Here is a 16,123-nt window from a genome sequence, read left to right as displayed (position 1 = left end):
GAAGGGAGAATCATGGTCGATGCTCCGGGCACCCCGCCCCGCACGCGTCCCGGCGTGGTGACGCTCTCCAGTTGGCTGCTCATCCTCGTCGCCGCGATCCAGGTGCTGAACCTGATCGTGGCACTCGCAGTCGTCGGCAAGATCCGCGATGTTCTCGCCGACGCCTACGCGGGCACCTCGGCCGAGTCGGCCGCCGACATCGCGTACGCGTTCAGCATCATCACGGCGGTCGTGTCGCTGCTGATCGCGGCCGGCCTCGTCGTCCTCGCGCTGTTGAACAACCGGGGCAAGAACGGCTCCCGGATCACCACCTGGGTGCTGGGCGGCATCCTGTTCTGCTGCACCGGCGGCGGGCTGCTGACCGGTCTCACCGGCGGCATGACGGGCGGCGGCAACACCACCGGTGACGTGCCCAGCTCGGAGGAGATCCAGCGCCGGCTGGAGGACGCGCTGCCGTCCTGGTACACGCCGGTCAACCTGTTGCTGGGCCTGGTCGCGCTGCTCGCCCTGCTGGTCGCGCTGATCCTGCTGGCGCTGCCGCAGGCGAACGAGTTCTTCCGCAAGCCCAAGGCCGGCTGGGAGTCGCCGGTGCCCGGTGGCGCCTACCCGGCGTACCCGTCGCACCCGGGCCAGCCGGGCGACCCGGCGTACCCGGCGTACCCGCCGACTCCCGGCGCGCCGCCGTCGGCGCCCGGTGGTCAGCCGCCGTCCGCCGGTGGTCAGCCGCCGTCCGCGCCGGGCGGTCAGCCGGGTGAGCGCCGCGATCCGGAGCCGCCATCCGGAAGTTGACGTCCGGATTGCAGCGACGCCGACGATCCCTCCGAGTAGGTTGCAAGCCGACGCCTACCGGAGGGATCAGTCGTGTCGTACCCCGAACGGGCCGCACCCCGCCGGCCCGGCACGGTCGTCGCCGCGGCGGCGCTGCTGCTGGCGATGGCGGTCGGCGCCGTGGCGTACGCGGTGGTCAACCTGGCCGTCGGCGGCGGCACGGTGGACCGGTTCCGCGACGCGGCGGCGGAACGGACCGGCGCGAGCGGTGGCGACATCGACCAGGTGGCCGGCCTGCTACGCGGCTCCACAGTGCTGGCCGCCGTGCTCGGCGTGCTCGCCGGGCTGCTGCTCGTCGGGCTCGCACTCGGCCTGCTCGCCGGCCGCTCCGGCGCCCGCACGGCGACCTGGGTGGTGGCCGGGACCGGCCTGCTCTGCGGTTGCTGCGGGCTGGCGGTGCTGGTCGGCCAGCGCGCCGCCCCGCTGCGGCTCGGCGCGGACGACCGGATCACCGCCGAGCTGCTGGGCCTCGTCGGCGACGCCTACCCGTCCTGGTGGATCCCGGTGAACGCGGCGGTGTCGGTGGCGCAGATCCTCGGCTATCTGGTGGTCGCCGCGCTGCTCACGTTGCCGCCGTCCGGTGCGTTCCTGCGCCGCCGCACCGCGCCGCTGCGGCTGTCCGGCTACGGCGCGACGGTGTCCGGCGCGACCGCCCCCGGGCCGACGCCCTGGGGACCACCACCCGGCCTGAACCCGCCCGCCTCCGCGCCGCCCGCCTCCGGCCCGTCGCCGTACGAGCGGCCCGTGCCGCCCCCGTCCGCACCGCCCGCGCCGCCGCCGGGTGGGTTCCCGCCACCTCCGGAGGACCGCCGATGACAGGTGACACCGACCCCTCCCGGCGCCGTGCCCTGGTCACCGGCGCCAGCCTCGGCATCGGCGAGGCGTTCGCCCGCCGGCTGGCCGCGGACGGCTGGGACCTCGTCCTGGTGGCCCGGGACGCCGCCCGGCTCGACGCGCTGGCGGCCGAGCTGACCGGCCGGCACGGCGGCGACGCCGAGACGATCGCCGCCGATCTGTCCACCGAGGACGGCTGCGCGGCGGTCGAGCAGCGGCTGACCGCCGGTACGCCGATCGAGTTGCTCGTCAACAACGCCGGCATCAGTCTGAACACGTCGTTCGTCCGGTCGTCGGTGGCGGACGAGGCGCGGCTGGTGCGGCTCAACGTGCTCGCGGTGCTGCGTCTGACCCACGCCGCTCTGGGCCCGATGACCGAACGAGGGCACGGGGCAGTGATAAATGTCTCTTCCGTTGCGGGCTTCGGTGTCCCCATGCCGGGATCCACGTACTCGGCCAGCAAGGCGTGGGTGACGAATTTCAGTGAATCGATCGGCCAGTCCGTCGCGCCGCTGGGTGTGCGCGTGATGGCGCTCTGTCCCGGCTACACACGAACCGGAAATCACGAACGCGCGGGCATCGACATGTCGCGCCTGCCCGCCTGGGCCTGGCTGCGCGCCGACGATGTGGTCGCCGAAGGGCTGCTTGACCTGCATAAAGGTAAGTTCGTGAGTGTCCCGGACTGGAAGTACAAGGTGGCGGTGGCCGGGCTGCGGTACGCGCCGAAGCGCCTGTTGCGCGGCTTCCGGCGGGACACCCGGGGTGCGGTCGGCCGGCAGCGCGGTTGACCGGCGGTGGCCCGTGGGCGGGCCGCTTCGGCGGCCGACCGGGATGGACGGTCGCACAGCGTAGCCGCTCATCGCCACCCGTCGGTCGCCCGCAGGGTTGACCAGGGCGGACCCGAAACACGGCGCTCAGACTTGCGAAGTACGCTCTGGGGCCATGGGCGACCACGACGACCTGCGCAAATTCATCACTGACCTCGCTGTGGTGCACGGCCGGGTGGTGCTCTCGTCGGGCCGCGAGGCGGACTGGTACGTGGATCTGCGCCGCGTCACGCTCCATCACGAAGCGGCTCCGTTGATCGGTCGGGTCATGCGTGACCTCACCGCCGACTGGTCGTACGACGCGGTCGGCGGCCTGACCCTGGGCGCCGATCCGGTGGCCGCCGCCATGCTGCACGCCTCGGCGGGCACCGGCCGCGCGGTCGACGCCTTCGTCGTCCGCAAGGAGGGCAAGGCCCACGGTCTCCAGCGCCGGATCGAGGGGCCGGACGTCTCCGGGCGACGGGTGCTCGCGGTCGAGGACACCTCCACCACCGGTGGAAGTGTGTTGACGGCCGTCGAGGCATTGCGTGAGGCAGGGGCCGAGGTGGTGGGTGTGGCGGTTATTGTTGATCGAGGTGCCGGCGACACGGTGCGAGCCGCCGGATTGCCCTATCGGGCGGCCTATACGTTGGCTGACCTCGGCCTTGTGGCGTAAAAGTTTGCCGATTCGGATCTGCTGATATGCAGGCGGATCGATGCTGCTGGTGGAAGGATGGAATACGTGGGAACTGCGTTGGCTGAAATGACCATGCCTCAGATCTCGCCGCTTGCCGGCGAGCCGATCGAACGCGCCGACGCCGAGCGGCTTGCGGGGGTCCTCAAGGCCCTTGCTGACCCCGCCCGGCTGCGGCTGCTCAGCCTGATCCAGTCGGCTCCCGAGGGGGAGGCGTGCGTGTGTGACCTCACCGCGCCGCTCGGCCTCTCGCAGCCGACGGTCAGCCACCACCTGCGAATCCTCACCGAGGCCGGCTTGCTGGAGCGGGAGAAGCGCGGGGTCTGGGCGTACTACCGGCTGGTGCCGTCCGCGATCGCCACGATCGCGGATCTGCTCACCCCGCCGCGGAAGCGGGCCACCAAGAAGGCTCGCTGAAACCTCCGGGCCGGCCCGACCGAGGGTCGTCCCGACCGGGTGACCGGTGGCGTGCGAGGGGTGGCGCCATCAGCGCACGGTGACGGCTGTCGTCGTCCGTGTGACCCGGCTGGAGCAGTGATGTCGAAGGCCGGTCCTCGTCCGAGGGCCGGCCTTCGGTGTCCGTACGACGTGCTCAGCGCCGGTGCTGACCGCCGTGCCCGTCACCGTGCCCGGGCCGGTGCTCCTCAATGCCCTCCCGGGCCGCCTCCACAGTGCCGGCCACCGTCGCCGCGGTGATGACGGCGACCGCCTCGCCGCGCTTGCGCGCCCGCCGGTCGCGGAGGAACTCGAAGAAGATCGGCAGCACCGAGATCACGATGATCAGCGCGACCACCGGCAGGATGTACCTGTCGATCTTGTCGCCGATGGCGTCGTAGATCTGCCGGGCCAGCAGGTAGCCGACCAGCAGGATGCCGTCCACCCAGAGGATCGCGCCCACCACGTTCCACACGAAGAACTGGCGGGCCGGCATGCCGAGCACCCCGGCCACCGGGTTGAGGAACGTCCGCACGATCGGGATGAACCGGGCCAGCACCACGGCCTTCGCCGGGCCGAACTTCTGGAAGTAGTACTCCGCCTTCTCCACGTACTCCCGCTTGAACAGCCGGGAGTTGGGCTTCTCGAACATGCGGCGGCCGTACCGGGCGCCGAGCCAGTGCCCGAGCTGGGCTCCGACGATGGCGCAGATCGGACCGCCGATCAGCAGACCGGCCAGGGACAGGCGGGTGCCGTCGCCGAAGATGGCGTCGGCCACCGGTGAGGCGGCCACCCCGGCCAGGAACAGCAGCGAGTCACCGGGGAAGAAGAAGCCGACCAGCAGCCCCGTCTCGGCGAAGAGGATCACCCAGACGCCGATCATGCCGAAGGTGTGGATGAGGTCCTTCGGGTCGAGCGGGTTCAGTGCCACGCTCTCGGAGAACATCCGGGTCTTCTCTGCTGTGTCCACGGCCACACAGGGTACCCCGGCCCGGTCCGGCATATCGGCCGGACCGGGCGTCGTCGTCAGAGGCGGGGGTCCACCGGCTCGGACTCGCAGGCGAGGATCGCGAACACCAGCTCGTGGCGGCGCCAGAGCGGAGCGTCCTCGGCCAGCGCGTCCAGGGCGGCCAGGCCCAGACCGTGCTCCCGCAGGGCGAGCCCGCGCTTGCGCCCCAGCGACCGGCGGCGCAACGCGGCGAGCTGCGCCGCCTCGGTGTACCCGGGACCGTAGATGATCCGCAGGTACTCCCGCCCCCGGCACTTGATCCCCGGCTGGAGCAGCGAGCCCTTCGGCGAACGAGCGTTCAGGCCCGCGTAAGGCTTGACCACCATGCCCTCGCCGCCGGCCGCGGTGAGCGCCAGCCACCACTCGGTGGCGTCGGCCACCGCCGACTCGTCGGCCAGGTCCACCACCCGCCGCCGGGTCGGGGTGAAGAACTCCGGGTCGGCGGCGCAGAGCCGGTCGGCCAGCGCCAGGTGCCAGCCGTGGTCGCGGTCGGCGTAACTCACCCCGGCCCCGGCGAGCACCGCGAACGGCGCCAGCGTCACCCCGCGCAGCCCGTCCGTCGGCCGGACGTACGCCCGGTAGGCAGCCGAGTAGGCGGTGATTTCGGCGGCCCGCCCGGCCATCCGGTCGCGCAGCCCGGCCACCGGCAGCCCGCGCCCGGCGGCGGTGTCCAGCGCGGCGAGCACCGCCGGCAGCGCGGCCCGCCCGGCCGCGCCGACCCCGGCGTACTGCTCGCGGATCAGCCCGCCCGCCTTCGCCGACCAGGGCAGCAGCTCGGCGTCGAGCAGCAGCCAGTCGGTGCCCAGCTCGGCCCAGAGGCCGACGCTGGTGACCGCGGCGCGCACCCGGGCCAGCAGCTCGCCGTCGAGCGGCGGGTCGAAGAACGGCCTGCCGGTACGGGTGTGCACCACCCCGCCGCCGAAGCGGCCCGGCTCCCGTTCCACGAGCACCACCGCCCGTGACCCCATGTGCTTCTCCTCGCAGACCACCCGGTCGACGCCCGCCGCGCGGTAGTCGGCGAACGCCTCGGCCGGGTGCTCCAGGAAACCGTCCACGCTCGACGTGGAGCAGGGCGCCATGGTCGGCGGCAGCCACACCAGCCGGCCCGGGTCGACCGCGAACCGGCTCATCACCTCCAGCGCGGCGGCGGCGTTCTCGGCCGGCACTGTGAGCGACCCGTACGCGTGGCTGAGGTGCCGCCGTCCGGTCACGTCGGCCAGGTCCAGCACGGTGTCCGGCCGCGACGGCGTGACCGGGACCAGCGGGCGGGCCGGGGCGTACCACTCCTTCACCGCCGGGACCGCGACCAGCTCCTTCTCCGGGTAGCGCAGCGCGGTGAGCTGCCCGCCGAACACGCAACCGGTGTCCAGGCAGATGGTGTTGTTCACCCACTCCGGCTCGGGCGTCGGCGTGTGCCCGTACACGACCATCGCCGAACCGCGGTAGTCCCGCGCCCACGGGTAGCGCACCGGCAGGCCGTACTCGTCGGTCTCGCCGGTGGTCTCGCCGTAGAGCGCGAACGACCGCACCCGGCCGGACGCCCGTCCCTGGTACGCCTCCTTCAGCCCGGCGTGCGCCACCACGAGCCGGCCGCCGTCGAGCACGTAGTGGCTGACCAGCCCGTCGATGAACGTCTCCACCCCGGTGACGAACTCCGGCGGCTCGGCGGCGAGCTGCTCCATCGTCTCGGCCAGGCCGTGGGTCAGCTTGACGTCCCGGCCGCGCAGCTTGCGCAGCAGCTTCTGCTCGTGGTTGCCCGGCACGCAGATCGCGTGGCCGGCCGCCACCATGCCCATCACCAGGCGGAGCACGCCGGGCGAGTCCGGGCCGCGGTCCACCAGGTCACCGACGAACACCGCGGTACGCCCCGACGGGTGCGCCGCGTCCACCGGGCGGCCCGCGTCGTCGCGCCGCAGCACGTAGCCGAGCCGGGACAGCAGCGCCTCCAGTTCGGTACGGCAGCCGTGCACGTCCCCGACCACGTCGAACGGACCGGTCAGCTCGCGCCGGTCGTTGAACAGCTTCTCGTAGCGGATCTCCGCGGCGTCGATCTCCTCCACCCCGCGCAGCACGTGCACCTTGCGGAAGCCCTCGCGGGCCAGTCGCCCGTACGACTGCCGCAGGTCACGGCGCATCCGGTTCAGTACCTGCCGGCCGTGCGTGCGGTCGGCGCGCGCCTCCGTACGCTCCCAGGCCACCGCCTCCGGCACGTCCAGCACGATCGCCACCGGCAGCACGTCGTGCTCCCGGGCCACCCGGATCAGCCCGGCGCGGGCGTGCGGCTGGAGGTTCGTCGCGTCGACCACGGTGAGCAGGCCGCGCCGCAGCCGGATGGCGGCGACGTGGTGCAGCGCGTCGAACGCGTCGGCGGACGCGGACTGGTCGTTCTCGTCGTCGGCCACCAGGCCGCGGAACGTGTCCGAGGAGAGCACCTGGCTGGGCGCGAAGTGCCGCCGGGCGAATGTGGACTTGCCGGAGCCGGAGACGCCGACGAGCGCCACCAGTGCCAGCTCGGGGATGTCCAGGACGGTCATCGGTTCGTCGCCTCCTTCCGGTCGTTGTTGTCGTTCCGGTTGTTCCGGTCGGCCCGGTCGCGCCGGCCGGTGCTTTCGTCGCGGTCGGCGCGGGTGAGCACCGCCATCTGGGTCGGCGTGCCGACCTCCGGGTCGTCCTCGCCGACGCCCCCGAGCACCGCCGTGTAGCCGTGCGCCGCCGCCACCCGGTCCACCCAGGCGGCGAACTCGGCCCGGGTCCACTCGAACCGGTGGTCCGCGTGCCGGAGCCGGCCCGGCTCGAGCCCCTCGTAGCGCACGTTGTACTCCACGTTCGGGGTGGTCACCACCACCGTGCCCGGCCGGGCGTGACCGAACACCGCGTCCTCCAGCGCCGGCAGGCGCGGCGGGTCGAGGTGCTCGACGACCTCCATCAGCACCGCCGCGTCGTACCCCCGGAGCCGGTCGTCCCGGTAGGTGAGCGCGGACTGCCACAGCCGGATCCGGTCCCGCTGCCGCTCCGGAAGACGGTCCAGGCGCAGCCGCCGGGCCGCCAGGCCGAGCGACCGGTCCGACACGTCGACGCCCACCACCTCGGTGAACCGCCGGTCGGCGACCAGCGCGGTGAGCAGCGCGCCCCCACCGCAGCCCAGGTCCAGCACCCGGCTCGCACCGCTGTCCCGCAGCGCGGCGAGCACCGCCTCCCGACGCCGTACCGCAAGGGAGGCCCGGCGGACGTCCTCCGCCGTTCCGGCCCCGCCGCCCGACGACTCGGCCGGCTCTCCGGTCGACGGCTCGATGCTGTCGTCGGCGGGCGGCTCGTCGGCCAGCCGCAGCTCGGTCAGCCGGGCCATCGCCTCGCCCGCGAGCGCACGGCGGTGCGCCAGGTAGCGACGCGTGATCAGGCCCCGCTCCGGATGACCGGCCAGCCAGCCGGCGCCGGCGCGCAGCAGCTTGTCCACCTCGTCCGGCGCCACCCAGTAGTGCTTTGCGTCGTCCAGCACCGGCAGCAGCACGTACAGGTGGTTGAGGGCGTCCGCGAGCCGCAGCGTGCCGGTCAGCGTCAGGTCGACGTAGCGGCTGTCGCCCCATTCCGGGTACGTCTCGTCGAGTGGGATCGGAGTGGCAGTCACGGTCCAGCCCAGCGGGGCGAAGATCCGTACCGCCAGCTCGGCGCCACCCCGGCAGCGCAGCACCGGCACCCCTACGGTCAGCGGGATCGCGCTCGCGGCCAGCTCGGGACGGTCACGCGACTCGCCGCGCAGGGCGGAGCGGAACACCTTCGACAGCGCCGACGAGAGGAGGCTGGACGCCGCGTACGGCCGGTCGTTGACGTACTGCCCGAGCGCGAAGCCCTCCGGCGCGCGGTTCTTCCGGCCGCCGCCCAGCTTGAGCGGATCGACCTCGACCAGCAACGCCGCCGTGCAGCGCGCCTCGTCCGCCTCCGGGTAGAACACATGCGCGGAACCGGCGGGCAGGTCGAAGGTCTGCACGCGGTCCGGATGCTTCACCAGGAGGTGGCCGAGGTCGGTCGCCGGGCGGTGGGTCGTGGTGAGGGTCAGTAGCACTTGTCGATGATCTCGTTCTTCTGTGTTTTTTGTCGTGGGGGTTTCCGGGGGAGCCCGACCCGCTCCGGGCGGTCAGGCTTGATCCCTGCGCGGGTCGGGCTCCCCCGGAAACCTGACGTGGTCCCCGTCGCGTCGACCTGTGCTGCCTGGTGGTTCGGCCTAGATGTGGAGGTGCCCCGCCGACCGGGTGGTCGGCGGGGCACCGTTTGTGCTTCGGGTCAGGCGACGAAGCGGGTCTTGCGGCGGCGGGTCAGCACGTAGCCGACCGCACCGGCGGCGAGCAGCAGCGCGCCGATGCCGGCGATCAGGCCGGTGGAGGAACCGGTGATCGGCAGCGTGCCGCCGTCACCGCCGCCCTGGCCACCGTCGCCCGGGTTACCGGGCGTGCCGGGGGTGCCGCCGGCCGGGTTGATGACGATCGCGGCGGTGTCGTTCTTGCCGTTCGGGTCGCCGGAGAGCTTCGTGGTGAAGCTGCCCGCCGCGTTCGCGGTCACCGTGTCGATGCGCAGGCGGAACTCGTACGGGTTCTTCATGCCCTTGGGGCTCTCGGTGACCTGGCAGGCGTACTCCTTGGCCCCCGGCTCACCCCAGTTCGCGGTCCACGGGTCCCACTCCTTCGTGGGCAGGAACGGCACGCAGTCGTACGGCGCCTCGACGACGGTCGTGCCGGCCGGGACGGTGACGCGGACCGGCAGGTCCTCCAGGCGGATGCCCGGGGTGCCCTGGCCCAGGTACTCCAGCGTGGCCGGACCCAGGTTGGTGAAGCTCGGCGCGACAGTGACGACGTCGCCCTTCTTCCCGGTGGCGGTGGCGCCCTCGGCGGCGAGGTCGGCCGGGTTGTCACCGGTGACCTTCACGGTCGCGACGGTGAAGTTGTTCATCTGGTCCAGGTCGGTCTGCGGCACCCGCGCGGCCTGCACCGACTTCTCGACCAGGCGCAGCTCGGGGCCCGTGCCGGGCTTGACCTCGTCCAGCCAGTCCTCGAACGCCTGGTCGAAGTCGTCGGTGGTCCACCAGTCGAGGTAGACCGGGAACCGGGCGCCGGTACGCGTCTCCGGGCGCAGCGTGATCGGCAGGTCCTCGGAGAGCTTGTACGACCGGCCCGGCTCGATCTTCGTGTCGAAGGCGCAGAAGGCGTAGAACCCGTCCTCCTGGGCCCGGCAGTTGGAGAAGTTCCCGCCGTACGACGCGAGCCAGTCGGCCTGCACGACGAGCACCGCTCCGTCGACGGTGGTGTCGCCGCCGTTGCGGACGACGCCGGGCACGGCGGCGCGGCCACCCGGGGCACCGCTCGCCTCGACGGTCGGGTCGCTCACCAGGTCGACGCCCTCGGCGATGGTGACGCCGGCCGTACCGGTGGCCGTCTTGCCGCCCGACGTGACGCTGATCTTCAGTGCGCCCTTCTGGCCCGGCTCGGCGGTGTCCTTGCCGTTGACCAGGTAGTCGAACCAGGGCTCGTCGCCGTCGGCAAGGTCCGCCTCGCAGTGCATCTTGGTGGAGGAGACGTCGCAGGTCCAGTCCCACGCCGGCTCGACAGTGGCGAAGGCCGAGACCGCGGAGAAGTCGATGTCGATCGTGGTGCGGCCGAACTTGGGCTCCGACTCGCCGTCGGACATGTGCGCGAAGAGCGAGCCGTAACCCAGGTGGCCCGGGGCGACGAGCAGGTCGTGCGTGACGACCTCGAACGGCGCGTCCGCCGCGAGGGCGGGGGTGGCGGAGGCGGCGACGAACGCGCCTGCGACGCCCAACCCGGCGAACCAGCGCCGGGTGGAGTTGCTGAGCATGTGGGGGGTCCTCCCGTGGGGTGATCAGGTGGAGCCCACGGAGCTTAAAGATTCCTTAAAGGATCGCGTTGTCCCACATCATGAATATTGACCGAACGGATGATCGGCGCCACCGCAATGTTCCACCTGCCCGGAACCGTCCATCAATCGGACACCGGGAGGTGCAGTGACGTACGAGGAGTTCGCCGACGCGCGGTTGGGCGCCCTGCTGCGGTACGCGGTCATGCTGACCGGGGATCCGCACCAGGCCCAGGATCTGGTGCAGGAGACCCTGGTCCGGGTCCAGCTCAACTGGCGGCGGGTGGCCCGCACCGACGCCCCGGAGCGGTACGTGCGCCGGATGCTCACCAACCAGTTCATCGACTGGCGGCGCGGATCGTGGGCGCGGCGGGTGCTGCTGCGCGGCGCGGCGGACGAATCGGTGCCCGCGCCGGCCGACCACGCCCAGTCCGCGGCGGACCGGGACCAGATCCGGGACTGGCTGTCCCGGTTGCCCCGGCGTCAGCGCGCCGCGCTGGTGCTGCGCTACTACGAGGACCTGCCGGACGGGGAGATCGCCGAGATCCTCGGCTGCGCCGTCGGCACCGTCCGGTCCAGCATCTCGCGTGCGCTGGCCACCCTCCGAGCCGAACTCGTGGAGGTCTCCTGATGATCGAGGACGAGCTGCGGGCCGCGTTCGCCCGCCTCGAGGAGTCGACCCCGCCCGTCGGCCCGATCCGGGCCGCCGTCGACCGGGCGGTGATCAGTCGCCGTCGGCGTCGTCGGCGCGTACGCCTGGCCGGCACGGCGCTGGCGGTCGCCGCCGTCGCACTCGTCGGTTTCACAGCGATGGCGCCCCGGCCGCCGGCGCCCACGGCGGCGCCCGCCACCTCCACGCCGGTGCCGGAGCCCGGCGGCGCGCTGAACCTGCTGCTGCTCGGCGTCGACCAGGCCGCCGGCAGCCGGCGCGCCGATTCGGTCCTGCTGGTGCACCTGCCGGCCGACCGGAGCCGGCTCTACCTCGTGTCGTTCCCGCGTGACCTGCTGGTGCCGGTGCCGCCGAACGGCGGGACGGAGAAGCTCAACGCGACGTTCTCCCGCGCCGCCGGGTCGGGCACCGACCTGGCCGCCGGCTACCGGGCGACCCGCGAGGCGGTCGCCCGGCTGACCGGGGTACGCGTCGACGCCGGCGCGGTGCTCACGTACCCGGGGGCGCGTGAGCTGACCGACGCGGTCGGCGGCGTGCCGGTCTGCCTGCCGGCGCCGGTGCGTTCGGTGCACACCGAGCGGCGTTTCCCGGCCGGATGTCAGCGGCTCGACGGCGCGGCGGCGGTCGACCTGCTGCGGCAGCGGTACGGCCTGCGCGACGGTGGGCTGGACCGGGACCGCAACGCGGCCCGCTACGCCGCCGGCCTGCTGCGCCAACTGCGGGAGCAGGGCACGGCGACCGATCCGGCGCAGCTCGGCCGGCTGCTTTTGCGGGTCGGATCGGCCGTCACGGTCGATACCGGCGACCTGTCGCTGCCGGCGTTGGTGGGCGCGACCAGCCGGGCCGGTGGCGCCGAGCCGGTCGCGCTGAGTCTTCCGGTGCGCATCGCAGAGGAGAAGGGGCACGGATTCGAGCCGGACCCGGCGCTCAGCCCCGGGTTCCTGGACGCGCTGCGGGCCGACCGGCTGGCGGAGTGGGCCGCCGCCCACCCGGCCCAGGCCACCGCTCTGCGGTGACCCGGCGCCGGGTCAGCGGTAGTCGTCCTCGTCGGCGGTGACGACGCGGGCCTGCTCCATGGCGTCCCAGTCGTCGACCTCCATGCCCCGGTGCGGCTCGCCGTCCGTCTCGTCGGTCACCGTGGTGGCCTGCTCGACCGCGTCGGCCGGCTCGGCCTCCAGATCCCGCTCCTCCGGGGCGAGGTGGTCACTGGGGGCGAAGTCCTCGTCGGGCTGACCCATCGTCCCTCCCTGTTCTCCGTGCGGGCATCGTCCCCACCACCGTACGGGCTGCTCCGGGCCCTCGCTGGGTGGCGGGCGGAACGGCGGAGTCGGCGATTGTCCCGCTCCCGGCGCACGGCCGGTGCCAGGATGGGAGGCATGGGCTTCCTGATCCGACTGGCGATCACCGCGGTCGCGTTGTGGATCGCGACCCTGATCGTGCCCGGAGTGGAGGTGAGCGGCCGCAACACCGGCAGCAACGTGCTCACCCTGATCGTGGTGGCACTGGTCTTCGGTGTCGTGAACGCGGTGCTCAAGCCGCTCATCAAGGTGTTCGGCTGCGTGTTCTACCTGCTCACGCTCGGCCTGTTCGCGCTCGTGGTGAACGCGCTGCTGTTCCTGCTGACCGACTGGATCGCCGGGGTGCTGAAGCTCCCGTTCCACGTGGACGGCTTCTGGGCCGCCTTCTGGGGCGCCATCGTGGTCGCGGTGGTGAGCTGGCTGATCAGCGTCGTCGTACCGGACCGGCTGGAGAATCGGTGAGCGGCGTCCGGGCCGGTTGTGCCCCCCTCACGCTCCTGCGGGATACTGCCCGCGGTGGACAGCGCGGTCCGGCGCAACCGTGGACGTGAGCGACCGGAACGGTCGCGCCCATGGAAGACAGCGGCCTGCACGGCCGAGAGCGGTAAGTAAGGAGCGTTCGACATGCCCATCGCTTCCCCCGAGGCTTACGCGGAGATGCTGGACCGGGCCAAGGCCGGCCGGTACGCGTACCCCGCGATCAACGTGACCTCCTCGCAGACGCTGAACGCGGCGCTCAAGGGCTTCGCCGATGCGGAGAGCGACGGCATCATTCAGGTCTCCACCGGTGGCGCGGAGTACCTGTCCGGCCCGTCCGTGAAGGACATGGTGACCGGCGCGGTGGCGTTCGCCGCGTACGCGCACGAGGTCGCCAAGAAGTACCCGGTGAACATCGCGCTGCACACCGACCACTGCCCGAAGGACAAGCTGGACAAGTTCGTCCGGCCGCTCATGGCCATCTCGCAGGAGCGCGTCAAGAACGGCCAGGAGCCGCTGTTCCAGTCGCACATGTGGGACGGCTCGGCCGTGCCGGTGGCGGAGAACCTGGAGATCGCCGAGCAGCTCCTCGCCGAGGCCGCCAAGGGCAAGATCGTCCTCGAGATCGAGGTCGGCGTCGTCGGCGGCGAGGAGGACGGCGTCGAGAACGCCATCAACGACAAGCTCTACACCACCGTCGAGGACGGCCTGGCCATGGTCGACGCGCTCGGCCTGGGCGAGAAGGGCCGCTACATGGCGGCGCTGACCTTCGGCAACGTGCACGGCGTCTACAAGCCGGGCAACGTCAAGCTGCGCCCCTCGGTGCTGCACGACATCCAGGTGGCGGTGGGCGCCAAGTACGGCAAGGACAAGCCGCTGAGCCTGGTCTTCCACGGCGGCTCCGGCTCGCTGCTGTCGGAGATCCGGGAGGCGCTGGACTACGGCGTGGTGAAGATGAACATCGACACCGACACCCAGTACACCTTCACCCGTCCGGTCGCGGACCACATGTTCCGCAACTACGACGGCGTGCTGAAGGTCGACGGCGAGGTCGGCAACAAGAAGATGTACGACCCGCGCGTCTGGGGCAAGGCCGCCGAGGCCGGCATGGCCGCCCGCGTGGTCGAGGCCTGCGAGCACCTGCGCTCCACCGGCACCACCATGAAGTGACCCTATGCGTGTAAGGAAGGGCCCCTTATCAACCGCTGTGGTTGATAAGGGGCCCTTCCTCTACCGGAGGCGTTAAAAAGGGGCCCTTCCTTTCACTGCGTCAGCACCCGGACGGCGTCGCGGACGTCGTCGGTCAGGTGGATCGTGTGCGACAGGTCGCCGAACGGGGACGCGGCGAACAGCGGCCGCAGCAGCGACTCCACCGGCAGCTCGGTGGTCCAGTACGTGCGGTCCAGGAAGACGTACGCCCCGCTCGCCCCGTCGGTGCCGTAGAACGTCTTGGTGGCCGCCTGGAACACCTCCTGCACGGTGCCGGCCTTGCCGGGTGCGAACACGATCCCGCCCCGGGCCAGCCGCAGGATGGTGTCCTCCCGGATGGCGTTGGAGAAGTACTTCGCGATCCGGCCCGCGAACAGGTTCGCCGGCTCGTGGCCGTACAGCCAGGTGGGGATGGCCAGCCCGCCGGACCGGGCCCACTCGGTGCCGGGCGCCGACGGGCGGGGCGAGGGCAGCGACGTGCCGTCCGCGTACCGCTTGCGTACCGCCAGCGCCGCCGCCGTGTACCGGTCGTGGTCGGTGAAGTCCGGCGCGACGGCGAGCACGTCGATCGCGGCGGACAGCTCCTCGGCCGGCCAGGCCGCGAGGAACGCGCCGAGGTTCGCCGCCTCCATCACGCCCGGACCACCGCCGGTGACCACCAGGCGGTCGGCCCGCGCCAGCTCCCAGCCCAGCACCGCGGCCATCCGGTACGCGACGCTGCCGCGCGGCACCGCATGCCCGCCCATCACCCCCACCACCGACTGCGGCCCGTGCGCGGCCAGCCACGACCGGGTGGCGTCGGCCAGTGCGTTGTCCACACCGTGGTCGTGCAGTCGCTGCCCGAGCGCCTCGCGTACGTCGGGCAGCGCGCCGCCGTGCGCCCGGAAGTGCGCGTACACCCGGGTGTCGTACATCTCGGCGAACCCGCCCTCGGCGAACCCGGCGGCCAGCTCGTCGGCGGTGTAGAGGTGCGACGGCTGGGTCGGGTAGGGCAGCCCGGAGAACGGCGGGACCACGTTGGCGCCCCGGCGGACCAGGTCCGCGCCCACCTCGCGGCCGGCGAACCGGCAGCCCACGAAGAGCGTGCCGGTGACGTCGACGTCGCGCAGGTCGGGGATCGGATCGAGGTCGAGGCGCAGGCCCTGCACGGTCAGGCCGGCCAGGGTTCCCCCGGCCAGCCGCTGCTCGAACGCGGTGCGGGTCTCGATCTCGTTGACGTGGGGTGCGTGCGGCTCGATGACGTCCGCGGGTGGTGGGGTCGGCACCAGGCCATCCTGCCCCCGCACGGCAAGTGCCGAAACCGGGGCGGGGAACGACAGGAGCCCGGCGGGCACGCCGCCGGGCTCCTGCGTAACCGGGTCCTGGGGAGGCTCCGGATCTGTATTTGTAGTGCAAGAACCACGGCGGCGGCATGGGCCGCGGGTACGTGTGCTCCCGCCGCAGGCGTGACGAAACCCTCAGCCGTTCAGCCAACCGTCCGGGCGGGGCCCCTCGCGTACCCGAGGGCGAAGCGGGTTGAATGGGGCGATGCAGAACCTGTTGCCTGAGCCACCGGCCACCCTGCTCCCGGTCCACGAGGAGGCCGACGCCGCATTGGCGGCGGCGGCCGAGCAGGGCACCGACGAGGCGTACGCCGAGGTCGCGGCCCGTTTCCCGACCTACAGTGCGGCCTGGGCCGCGCTGGCCGGCCGCGCGCTCGCCGCGGGTCAGGTCGTCACGGCGTACGCGTACGCCCGCACCGGCTACCACCGGGGCCTGGACCAGCTGCGCCGCAGCGGCTGGAAGGGCCACGGCCCGGTGCCCTGGTCGCACAAGCCCAACCGGGGCTTCCTCCGCTGCCTCTACGTGCTGTCCCGCGCCGCGGGGGAGATCGGCGAGGCGGACGAGGCGGCCCGGTGCGCCCAGTTCCTCCGCGACTGCGACCCGGCCGCCGGAGACGCGCTCTCCGGCGACTGACCACTGCCGCGACGGCCGGTCCCGACCCGGGCACCGGCCGTCGCG

General features: G+C 72.6%; 16 protein-coding genes. 10 read left to right on the top strand and 6 right to left on the bottom strand.

What is annotated here, in order from left to right:
• Window positions 1–12 precede the first annotated feature (12 nt).
• The 5 genes from SM452_RS15370 to SM452_RS15350 all read left to right on the top strand — a co-directional run bounded on the left by SM452_RS15370 (window position 13) and on the right by SM452_RS15350 (window position 3,579).
• Window positions 13–789: a hypothetical protein gene (locus tag SM452_RS15370; RefSeq protein ID WP_463840133.1), complete on the top strand. Its 777-nt coding sequence runs from the start codon at window positions 13–15 to the stop codon at window positions 787–789.
• A 72-nt stretch (window positions 790–861) separates the two neighbouring features.
• Complete coding sequence (locus SM452_RS15365) at window positions 862–1,644, top strand: hypothetical protein (RefSeq protein WP_262012795.1); 783 nt, start codon at window positions 862–864, stop codon at window positions 1,642–1,644.
• Window positions 1,641–2,450: an SDR family NAD(P)-dependent oxidoreductase gene (locus SM452_RS15360; protein ID WP_262012794.1), complete on the top strand. Its 810-nt coding sequence runs from the start codon at window positions 1,641–1,643 to the stop codon at window positions 2,448–2,450. The genes SM452_RS15365 and SM452_RS15360 overlap by 4 nt, the downstream gene beginning before the upstream one ends.
• A gap of 154 nt (window positions 2,451–2,604) precedes the next feature.
• Complete coding sequence (gene pyrE, locus SM452_RS15355; protein WP_262012793.1) at window positions 2,605–3,144, top strand: orotate phosphoribosyltransferase; 540 nt, start codon at window positions 2,605–2,607, stop codon at window positions 3,142–3,144.
• A 57-nt stretch (window positions 3,145–3,201) separates the two neighbouring features.
• Window positions 3,202–3,579, top strand: a complete 378-nt coding sequence (locus SM452_RS15350; protein WP_007454255.1) for an ArsR/SmtB family transcription factor — start codon at window positions 3,202–3,204, stop codon at window positions 3,577–3,579.
• A gap of 175 nt (window positions 3,580–3,754) precedes the next feature.
• Here SM452_RS15350 and SM452_RS15345 read toward each other — a convergent pair whose 3' ends face one another.
• The 4 genes from SM452_RS15345 to SM452_RS15330 form a co-directional block, all read right to left on the bottom strand.
• On the bottom strand, window positions 3,755–4,600 hold the full coding sequence (locus SM452_RS15345; RefSeq protein ID WP_355512243.1) for a DedA family protein: 846 nt from the start codon (window positions 4,598–4,600) through the stop codon (window positions 3,755–3,757).
• Between the two features lie 23 nt (window positions 4,601–4,623).
• Window positions 4,624–7,140, bottom strand: a complete 2,517-nt coding sequence (locus SM452_RS15340) for a polynucleotide kinase-phosphatase (RefSeq protein ID WP_463840132.1) — start codon at window positions 7,138–7,140, stop codon at window positions 4,624–4,626.
• Entirely contained in the window at window positions 7,137–8,666 is a 1,530-nt protein-coding gene (locus tag SM452_RS15335) for a 3' terminal RNA ribose 2'-O-methyltransferase Hen1 (protein WP_355512247.1), read from the bottom strand. The genes SM452_RS15340 and SM452_RS15335 overlap by 4 nt, the downstream gene beginning before the upstream one ends.
• A 218-nt stretch (window positions 8,667–8,884) precedes the next feature.
• On the bottom strand, window positions 8,885–10,450 hold the full coding sequence (locus tag SM452_RS15330) for an LPXTG cell wall anchor domain-containing protein (RefSeq protein WP_463840131.1): 1,566 nt from the start codon (window positions 10,448–10,450) through the stop codon (window positions 8,885–8,887).
• A gap of 166 nt (window positions 10,451–10,616) precedes the next feature.
• Here SM452_RS15330 and SM452_RS15325 point away from each other — a divergent pair, with 166 nt between their 5' ends.
• Both SM452_RS15325 and SM452_RS15320 read left to right on the top strand, forming a co-directional pair.
• Window positions 10,617–11,099, top strand: coding sequence for a SigE family RNA polymerase sigma factor (locus SM452_RS15325; protein ID WP_262012788.1), 483 nt, complete (start codon window positions 10,617–10,619; stop codon window positions 11,097–11,099).
• The gene (locus SM452_RS15320) at window positions 11,099–12,154 is read left to right on the top strand and encodes an LCP family protein (RefSeq protein WP_355512251.1); all 1,056 of its coding nucleotides are present in this window, start codon (window positions 11,099–11,101) and stop codon (window positions 12,152–12,154) included. The genes SM452_RS15325 and SM452_RS15320 overlap by 1 nt, the downstream gene beginning before the upstream one ends.
• A gap of 12 nt (window positions 12,155–12,166) precedes the next feature.
• Here the strand turns inward: SM452_RS15320 and SM452_RS15315 are convergent, their stop codons facing one another.
• Window positions 12,167–12,376 carry a hypothetical protein gene (locus SM452_RS15315; RefSeq protein ID WP_120572362.1) on the bottom strand — a complete coding sequence of 70 codons (210 nt, stop codon included), beginning with the start codon at window positions 12,374–12,376 and terminating at the stop codon, window positions 12,167–12,169.
• 138 nt (window positions 12,377–12,514) lie between these two features.
• On the opposite strand from SM452_RS15315, the gene SM452_RS15310 reads away from it, so the two are divergent.
• Together SM452_RS15310 and fbaA are read left to right on the top strand one after the other, a co-directional pair.
• The gene (locus SM452_RS15310) at window positions 12,515–12,898 is read left to right on the top strand and encodes a phage holin family protein (RefSeq protein ID WP_135242722.1); all 384 of its coding nucleotides are present in this window, start codon (window positions 12,515–12,517) and stop codon (window positions 12,896–12,898) included.
• 162 nt (window positions 12,899–13,060) lie between these two features.
• Window positions 13,061–14,083, top strand: a complete 1,023-nt coding sequence (fbaA, locus tag SM452_RS15305) for a class II fructose-bisphosphate aldolase (RefSeq protein WP_355512253.1) — start codon at window positions 13,061–13,063, stop codon at window positions 14,081–14,083.
• Between the two features lie 92 nt (window positions 14,084–14,175).
• Here the strand turns inward: fbaA and SM452_RS15300 are convergent, their stop codons facing one another.
• Window positions 14,176–15,387, bottom strand: coding sequence for an LOG family protein (locus tag SM452_RS15300; RefSeq protein ID WP_262012786.1), 1,212 nt, complete (start codon window positions 15,385–15,387; stop codon window positions 14,176–14,178).
• Between the two features lie 262 nt (window positions 15,388–15,649).
• Between SM452_RS15300 and SM452_RS15295 the strand changes: the two genes are divergently transcribed.
• Window positions 15,650–16,078, top strand: coding sequence for a DUF3151 domain-containing protein (locus tag SM452_RS15295; RefSeq protein ID WP_135242725.1), 429 nt, complete (start codon window positions 15,650–15,652; stop codon window positions 16,076–16,078).
• Window positions 16,079–16,123: the final 45 nt, after the last annotated feature.

It is taken from the genome of Micromonospora sp. SYSU B005, from assembly GCF_055362685.1.
Note: the sequence above shows the minus strand (reverse complement) of the source record. Positions and strands in the feature narration are given on the sequence as shown.

What these genes read in the sequence shown, in the direction of transcription:
- SM452_RS15370 (WP_463840133.1), top strand. Translation starts at nt 13, where the DNA reads ATGGTCGATGCTCCGGGCACCCCGCCCCGCACGCGTCCCGGCGTGGTG.
- fbaA (WP_355512253.1), top strand. Translation starts at nt 13,061, where the DNA reads ATGCCCATCGCTTCCCCCGAGGCTTACGCGGAGATGCTGGACCGGGCC.
- SM452_RS15330 (WP_463840131.1), bottom strand. Translation starts at nt 10,450, where the DNA reads ATGCTCAGCAACTCCACCCGGCGCTGGTTCGCCGGGTTGGGCGTCGCA.
- SM452_RS15315 (WP_120572362.1), bottom strand. Translation starts at nt 12,376, where the DNA reads ATGGGTCAGCCCGACGAGGACTTCGCCCCCAGTGACCACCTCGCCCCG.
- SM452_RS15350 (WP_007454255.1), top strand. Translation starts at nt 3,202, where the DNA reads ATGGAATACGTGGGAACTGCGTTGGCTGAAATGACCATGCCTCAGATC.
- SM452_RS15320 (WP_355512251.1), top strand. Translation starts at nt 11,099, where the DNA reads ATGATCGAGGACGAGCTGCGGGCCGCGTTCGCCCGCCTCGAGGAGTCG.
- SM452_RS15310 (WP_135242722.1), top strand. Translation starts at nt 12,515, where the DNA reads ATGGGCTTCCTGATCCGACTGGCGATCACCGCGGTCGCGTTGTGGATC.
- SM452_RS15360 (WP_262012794.1), top strand. Translation starts at nt 1,641, where the DNA reads ATGACAGGTGACACCGACCCCTCCCGGCGCCGTGCCCTGGTCACCGGC.
- SM452_RS15345 (WP_355512243.1), bottom strand. Translation starts at nt 4,600, where the DNA reads ATGCCGGACCGGGCCGGGGTACCCTGTGTGGCCGTGGACACAGCAGAG.
- SM452_RS15295 (WP_135242725.1), top strand. Translation starts at nt 15,650, where the DNA reads ATGCAGAACCTGTTGCCTGAGCCACCGGCCACCCTGCTCCCGGTCCAC.
- pyrE (WP_262012793.1), top strand. Translation starts at nt 2,605, where the DNA reads ATGGGCGACCACGACGACCTGCGCAAATTCATCACTGACCTCGCTGTG.
- SM452_RS15340 (WP_463840132.1), bottom strand. Translation starts at nt 7,140, where the DNA reads ATGACCGTCCTGGACATCCCCGAGCTGGCACTGGTGGCGCTCGTCGGC.